The 6000-nt window shown below is 60.2% G+C and carries 7 protein-coding genes; 4 read left to right on the forward strand and 3 right to left on the reverse strand.

From position 1 onward, the window contains the following. Positions 1-611 precede the first annotated feature (611 nt). Both ROSMUC_RS16585 and ROSMUC_RS16590 read right to left on the reverse strand, forming a co-directional pair. Positions 612-1235 (reverse strand): hypothetical protein, encoded by a 624-nt coding sequence (locus ROSMUC_RS16585; RefSeq protein WP_037275469.1) that lies wholly within the window; start codon positions 1233-1235, stop codon positions 612-614. A 17-nt stretch (positions 1236-1252) separates the two neighbouring features. Then, a complete protein-coding gene (locus ROSMUC_RS16590; RefSeq protein ID WP_009820205.1) occupies positions 1253-1981 on the reverse strand; it encodes a HupE/UreJ family protein in 729 nt (242 codons plus the stop codon). Positions 1982-2482: 501 nt separating this feature from the next. Between ROSMUC_RS16590 and ROSMUC_RS16595 the strand changes: the two genes are divergently transcribed. The 4 genes from ROSMUC_RS16595 to ROSMUC_RS16610 all read left to right on the forward strand — a co-directional run bounded on the left by ROSMUC_RS16595 (position 2483) and on the right by ROSMUC_RS16610 (position 5564). Then, a complete protein-coding gene (locus tag ROSMUC_RS16595; protein ID WP_007120627.1) occupies positions 2483-2743 on the forward strand; it encodes a metal-sensing transcriptional repressor in 261 nt (86 codons plus the stop codon). 8 nt (positions 2744-2751) lie between these two features. Continuing rightward, positions 2752-3876 carry an MFS transporter gene (locus ROSMUC_RS16600; protein WP_281256636.1) on the forward strand — a complete coding sequence of 375 codons (1125 nt, stop codon included), beginning with the start codon at positions 2752-2754 and terminating at the stop codon, positions 3874-3876. 193 nt (positions 3877-4069) lie between these two features. Beyond that, entirely contained in the window at positions 4070-4489 is a 420-nt protein-coding gene (locus ROSMUC_RS16605) for an imelysin family protein (RefSeq protein WP_146005703.1), read from the forward strand. Between the two features lie 4 nt (positions 4490-4493). Continuing rightward, positions 4494-5564 carry a DUF1513 domain-containing protein gene (locus tag ROSMUC_RS16610; RefSeq protein WP_037275472.1) on the forward strand — a complete coding sequence of 357 codons (1071 nt, stop codon included), beginning with the start codon at positions 4494-4496 and terminating at the stop codon, positions 5562-5564. 197 nt (positions 5565-5761) lie between these two features. Here the strand turns inward: ROSMUC_RS16610 and ROSMUC_RS16615 are convergent. Continuing rightward, the coding region (locus ROSMUC_RS16615) for an IS6 family transposase (protein ID WP_146005704.1) at positions 5762-6000 on the reverse strand (239 nt) is incomplete at its 5' end.

Here is a 6000-nt window from a genome sequence, read left to right on the forward strand (position 1 = left end):
CCAAGGCAACGGTCAGGCCCCGCAACAAGCGAGGCCGCTATCAGGTTCAGACAGGCAGCTTGGGAGGAAATGGATCAAGGGAGGGAACCGCGCCAATCGGGATCACAGGTCCCGCGACCGGGATGACAACACCGAAGGCCATCTCAAGCGTCATCGCTGACGTACGAGCTACGATACCGGCCGTAGTTCCCGCGCCACAAGGGACTGTACACCCACCCTCGCAGGTTATCCCGTCAGCAAATCCGATCGGATCGCATCCGCCGCAATGGTCGTCCCCGCTTTCAGCGCCCACCATCTGAGCCATTGCTGCCTCAGCCGCATTCGCTGCCGATACATCCGGCGCAACCACGGCACCGAAGCTCAATGCAAGAATCAAAATGAGGCGGAAAACGCAGATCATGCGATCCTTATGCAAGCTTCCAGTAGGGGGAGGTCAAGAAGTATCCCGTAACATAGGCGTGACATTGCCACGCGGGTACTCACTGATTGGCCAAAAGATGCCCGAGGTTGGTTTCGGGGGAAAATCTGAGGCGAGACTGCGGACTCATCCAAGGTCTGTTTCGGAGCCAGGCAACCACCCGCATCTTTTCATGCGGGTGGCTGCCCTTGTGTCAACTTGCGTCTTTGAATTCGGTGTATTCGCCGCGCACCTGGACAGTCACGGTTGCGGGCTGGCTGTCCCGATTCCGCCAGAACCATCCGTGTTCGCCGTCGAATGCCGCGATGATCTCGCCCTCGTCGCCCGTCGAACCGCGGCCCTTTTCATAGGTCACCGAATTGCCGCCGCCGTGGCCGTGCATGTCAAAATTCACCCGACCGCCATCGACCAGCATTCGGTATTCCACCGTCTGGCCCTCTTCCATGACCAGCTTCCACTCGGCACTGTCGCCGGGTGCAAGCGTAAAGGTGGTTTCGTCACGCCAGATTTCGGCGTCCTGTGCATATGCCGTGCCGACAAAAAGTCCAAAGATATCGTTCATAAGGCTCGACTGCTCTTCGGCTTCGATCTCCAACAGCCTGTCGGCTTCGGCCTCCTCCGCAAGCTGGGCTTTGATCTCACCCATCTCGCTCAGCCCGAGAACCCCGCCGATCCCGGTCGGGTCGATGTTGTATTCGGCAGGCAGCACGACGGTCACAAGGATCGCAACGGCGCTGGCCGCCGCAATGGCAGTGGAACGGATAAGCTGCGCGGAGCTGGGAAGCTCATCAAGGCTCGGTTTTTTTGCGTTAAACATTTTGGTCTCCTAAATTCTCAGGTGGCTACGAAGTAGCCGGTGATTTGCAGGCCCATGAGGATGAATCCCATGGACATCATGACGACGTTGGCGGTGTAGGCTTGGCGGAAGAAGCTTGGGGATTTCCGCCAGAAGCCCATGACGATGAGGATCACGGCAAGCGCCATGATCTGGCCAAGCTCGACGCCCACGTTGAACGCCAGAAGATTGGCCAGTAGGCCCTCTGACGCGATCTCGTAGTCTAGGATCTTCGTGGCCAGGCCCGTGCCGTGGAAGAAGCCGAAGATCAGCGTTGCGGCCTTGGTGTTCGGCTGGAACCCAAACCAGCGCTGATAAGCCCCGAGATTGTCGAGCGCCTTGTAGACGACCGAAAGGCCGATGATCGCGTCGATGATGTAGGCGTTGATGCCCCAGCCGAACCAGACACCGGCCAGCATCGTGGTCGAGTGCCCGAGGGCGAAGAGGCTGACATAGATGCCTACATCCTTCATCTTGTAGAGGAAGAAGACGACGCCGAGCAGGAACAGGATGTGATCGTATCCCGTGACCATGTGTTTGGCGCCGAGATACATGAAGGGGATGATGTTCACCCCCCAGATTTCCTGGATATAGCCTGCGTCACCTTCTGTGACGGCATGGGCAAGAGCGTTTTCCGCACCCAGGACGAGCGCCGAAAGGGCAATGAAGGACAGGATCACGATCCGGCGTATGCCGGGATCGGTCCAGCCCTGGTGGACTGTATTCATGGATTGAACTCCGCATATGTGTTGATGATCGAATGCAGCGCGCTGTTGGCACGCAGTCGATCAGACGCGCGGAGGTCTTTCGATTTGGTATGTCTGCAAGGTGTTCGACGTGGCCGAACTCAACGGCCATGCGGCTCTATAAATATCGAGCGGGTGCGGCGATCGGTCGGGGCCAGGCACGACCGCCTGACTGTGATCGTGATCGATGCTGTCATGGCTATGTCCATGCATGGCCCAGGCGAGGTCTTCTTCCAGTCCATGCGAATGACCGTGCTCAGCAACCATTTCTGCGTGCTCTTGAAGGACGCCGATGACTGAGGGTGCGTGCGAGGTTGCGGGCACCACAGACCAGAGGAGTACGGCCAAACATAAGAGTGTCGCAAACGCGGCGTTTACAACTGTCCTCAAGGTATCCATAGGATCTGCCCGTCTGCCCGTCTCTAGCGTGGTGCGTCGTGGCACCATCTTGTTCTATCCTCCCGGGGGGGATAGAACTACTTTATGACAAAACATCCAGTCCATGCAACCCATCCCGCCCTTGTCGCCCGGCTGAAACGCGCTGACGGCCATTTGCGCGCCGTGATCGAAATGATCGAGGCGGGCAAACCCTGTCTGGAGATTGCTCAGCAGATGCAAGCGGTCGAAAAGGCCGTGACGAACGCCAAGCGTGCGCTGATCCATGATCACATGGACCATTGTATCGACGTTGAAAGTTCTGAAACTGATCGCGCCGAGTTGCGGGCGATCGCCCGATATCTCTGAGGCTGACCATGCTCGATATTCTCTCCGACCGCACTTATCGGCACCTGTTTCTGGCACAGGTCGTAGCCCTTCTGGGTACCGGACTCGCCACAGTCGCACTCGGCCTGCTCGCCTTTGATCTTTCGGGCGACGGGGCGGCGCTGGTCCTCGGCACAGTCTTCACCATCAAGATGGTTGCTTATGTGGGCATCGCGCCCATTGCAGGGGCTTTCGCAGACCGCGTGCCGCGCCGCGCGCTTCTGGTGACGCTCGATCTGGTGCGTGCCGGTGTCGCGCTCGCACTGCCCTTCGTGACCGAGGTCTGGCAGATCTACGTCCTGATCTTCCTTCTTCAATCGGCTTCCGCCGCCTTCACGCCGACCTTTCAGGCGACGATCCCGGACGTTCTGCCCGAAGAGGCGCGCTATACCCGCGCGCTGTCGCTGTCGCGGCTGGCCTACGATCTGGAAAACATCGTCAGCCCGACGCTGGCGGCCCTTCTGCTCGCGGTGATGTCCTACAATTCGCTTTTCCTCGGCACGGTCCTCGGTTTCGCCGCATCGGCCCTTCTGGTTGTTTCGGTCGTGCTGCCCAGTCCCCGCCCATCCGAGCCGCGCGGTGTCTATGACCGCACTACGCGCGGCATCCGCATCTATCTGGCCACGCCCCGCTTGCGCGGGCTCTTGGCATTGAACCTCGCGGCGGCGGCGGCAGGTGCGATGGTGCTGGTCAATACCGTCGTTCTTGTGCGCGGCTCGCTCGGCCTTTCGGAAAGTGCTCTGGCCTGGACGATGTTCGCCTTCGGCGCAGGGTCGATGATCGCCGCGCTGGTCCTGCCGCGTGTTCTCGATGTGTTGCCGGACCGGCCCGTGATGTTCGGCGGAGCCACGCTGATGGTGGCTACTCTGGTCGGTCTGGCGTTGACGGTCCTTGGAGCGGGCCTTGGCTGGTCCATCCTTCTGACAGCCTGGTTGCTGGTGGGGCTCGGATATTCCGCTGTCCTCACCCCTTCCGGCCGACTGCTGCGCCGTTCCGCCCACGCCGGGTGTCACTGTACCCTAATTAATCAGATTCTGTGGATTCAGGGCGATTTGGGGCGAGATTGTACCCCTAATTACAATATTTCCACAGCCCGTACTGCAGGCCGACACTAAACGTTTTACGCTCCCTAGAAGGGCAATATCTGTTGGCGCGCTACACGAAGCGGTTAGGTTATCCACAGTTTCAACCGTCTGGCAATTAAGGGTACAGTATGGTAATTAACGGTACAATATTAAAATTAAGGGTACAAATCACTATTGATTCCATGGGACAATTTCAGGCCGGATTCTGATTAATTAGGGAACAATGACAGCTGAAGCGCAACGCGCGCTCTACACGCAAGTCCTGAGCACGCTGGAGTTCACCGCGAACAAGCGGCTCGGCCTGCCATTGGGGACATTCGCGCGCCCGCGCCCGGCGTTGGCCGAGGCACGCCGCTCGGGCCGCAGCCTGAGGCAAGTGTGGCTCGCCGCGCAGGCCGCGCATAGTCTGGCGACCGCGCTTGCCGATTGGGATCTGCCCAAGAGCGACGCCGCGCTGGTGCAATTGGAGAAGACCGCCGAAGCGATCAAGGACCCTTCCTTTCAGGATGTCACCTACCCGCAAGCGCGGCTGCGCGTCGAGGTGCTGCAACAGGCGGTCAAGGCCCTACATGAGGCCATCGCCGAAGAGATCGGCACACGACTCGGGATCGCACCGGGCTTCAACGCACAGGACGGAGACTAAAGCCATGACCACGCGCCGCGCCTTTATCGCCTCGCTTCTCGCGACGGGGGCCACGCCGCATCTCGGCTGGGCAGCAGCAGGCAATCCAGCCTATCTGGCGGCAGCCCGCGACGCTTCGGGAAGCTTTGCGTTGCACGGGCTGGATGGGAATGGGCTAAGCCTATTTATAATTGCCCTGCCCGCGCGCGGCCACGCAGGGGCAGGCCACCCCATCCACGCCGAAGCGGTTGCCTTTGCCCGACGTCCGGGTACCTATGCGCTCGTGATCGACTGCGTGACAGGCAGAGTGCGCCAATACCTACGCCCACCCGAGGGTCGTCAGTTCAACGGTCATGGCTGCTATGACCGCGACGGCACGCGGCTCTTCACCGCGGAGCAGGAAAGCGCCACTAGCGCGGGGCGCGTTGGCGTCTGGGACGTGGCGGTAGGTTATCGACGGATCGGAGAGTTTTCTTCGGGCGGCATTGGACCACATGAGATATGCCTCCTGCCCGATGGGGCCACGTTGGCGGTTGCCAATGGCGGCATTGCCACCGACAGCACGGACCGCACCAAGCTCAATATCGACACGATGCGCCCGAACCTGAGCTATCTCGACTTCGCGGGTGACCTGCTAGAGCGGGTGGAACTGCCCAATAACCTGCATCACAATTCCATCCGGCATCTTGCTCTGCGCGACGACGGGCTGTTGGCCTTTGCCATGCAGTGGGAAGGCGCAGACGGTGCCGCACCGCCACTCCTCGGCCTGCACCGGCGCGGCGGTGAGCCTCTATTGGCCGAGGCACCGTTGGGTGCAGAAATCGCCATGCAGGGCTATGCCGGCAGCGTCGCCTTCAGCGGGGATGGCGCGCAGGTGGCCATCACCTCTCCACGCGGCGGACGGCTGCACCGCTTCTCGCCCGAGGGTCGCTTCCTCGGCGCGCTCGCACGCGCCGATGTCTGCGGCCTCGCGCCGCGTGCGAATGGTTTCCTCCTCGGTGACGGTCTGGGAGGCATGCTTGCGCTGGACGGCTCACATTCTGAACCACTGGCACAAAGTTCAGTGGCTTGGGACAATCACATCGTAGCATTGTGAAAAGGCGCCTCCGTCAGACGTCATTTCAATCCTCAAAAATTAAGTGCCGGCCAAAATTGCAATGTTCCGAGCGCGATTGTGACCGCAGGACTCCAGGACCGGTACGCATCTCTAACGTTCACTAACAAAGTAGTATTTCCGTCAAAGGCATTGCCAAGTTGCGTGATCGTGGGCGCAAGGGTGCGGGGCGTGACCGCTCATGCGGTCATCTCTAGCGCATATTCGTCCCACAGGCTGAAGGCGTCGGCCCGTGCGTGGCGGTTTGAAAAGACGGTGAGACGATAGCGGCGTGGGCAGAAGAGGGTGTTGATCTGGTCATGGGCGGCGAGGAATCTCTGTGCCTGTCGTTGGGACTTAAAGCGCCCCATGATCTTCTCTCGCCTTCGCGTTGGTCGGTGTGAGCCCTCGATCCGGTTGTTCAAGCCCTTGTGTGTCC

The sequence above is a fragment of the Roseovarius mucosus DSM 17069 genome, assembly GCF_000768555.3.
Lineage (GTDB): Bacteria > Pseudomonadota > Alphaproteobacteria > Rhodobacterales > Rhodobacteraceae > Roseovarius > Roseovarius mucosus.

Bases quoted from the DNA above. Each gene is read 5' to 3' on its own strand.
- ROSMUC_RS16600 (WP_281256636.1), top strand. From the start codon at position 2,752: ATGCTCGATATTCTCTCCGACCGCACTTATCGGCACCTGTTTCTGGCA.
- ROSMUC_RS16605 (WP_146005703.1), top strand. From the start codon at position 4,070: ATGACAGCTGAAGCGCAACGCGCGCTCTACACGCAAGTCCTGAGCACG.
- ROSMUC_RS16585 (WP_037275469.1), bottom strand. From the start codon at position 1,235: ATGTTTAACGCAAAAAAACCGAGCCTTGATGAGCTTCCCAGCTCCGCG.
- ROSMUC_RS16595 (WP_007120627.1), top strand. From the start codon at position 2,483: ATGACAAAACATCCAGTCCATGCAACCCATCCCGCCCTTGTCGCCCGG.
- ROSMUC_RS16590 (WP_009820205.1), bottom strand. From the start codon at position 1,981: ATGAATACAGTCCACCAGGGCTGGACCGATCCCGGCATACGCCGGATC.
- ROSMUC_RS16610 (WP_037275472.1), top strand. From the start codon at position 4,494: ATGACCACGCGCCGCGCCTTTATCGCCTCGCTTCTCGCGACGGGGGCC.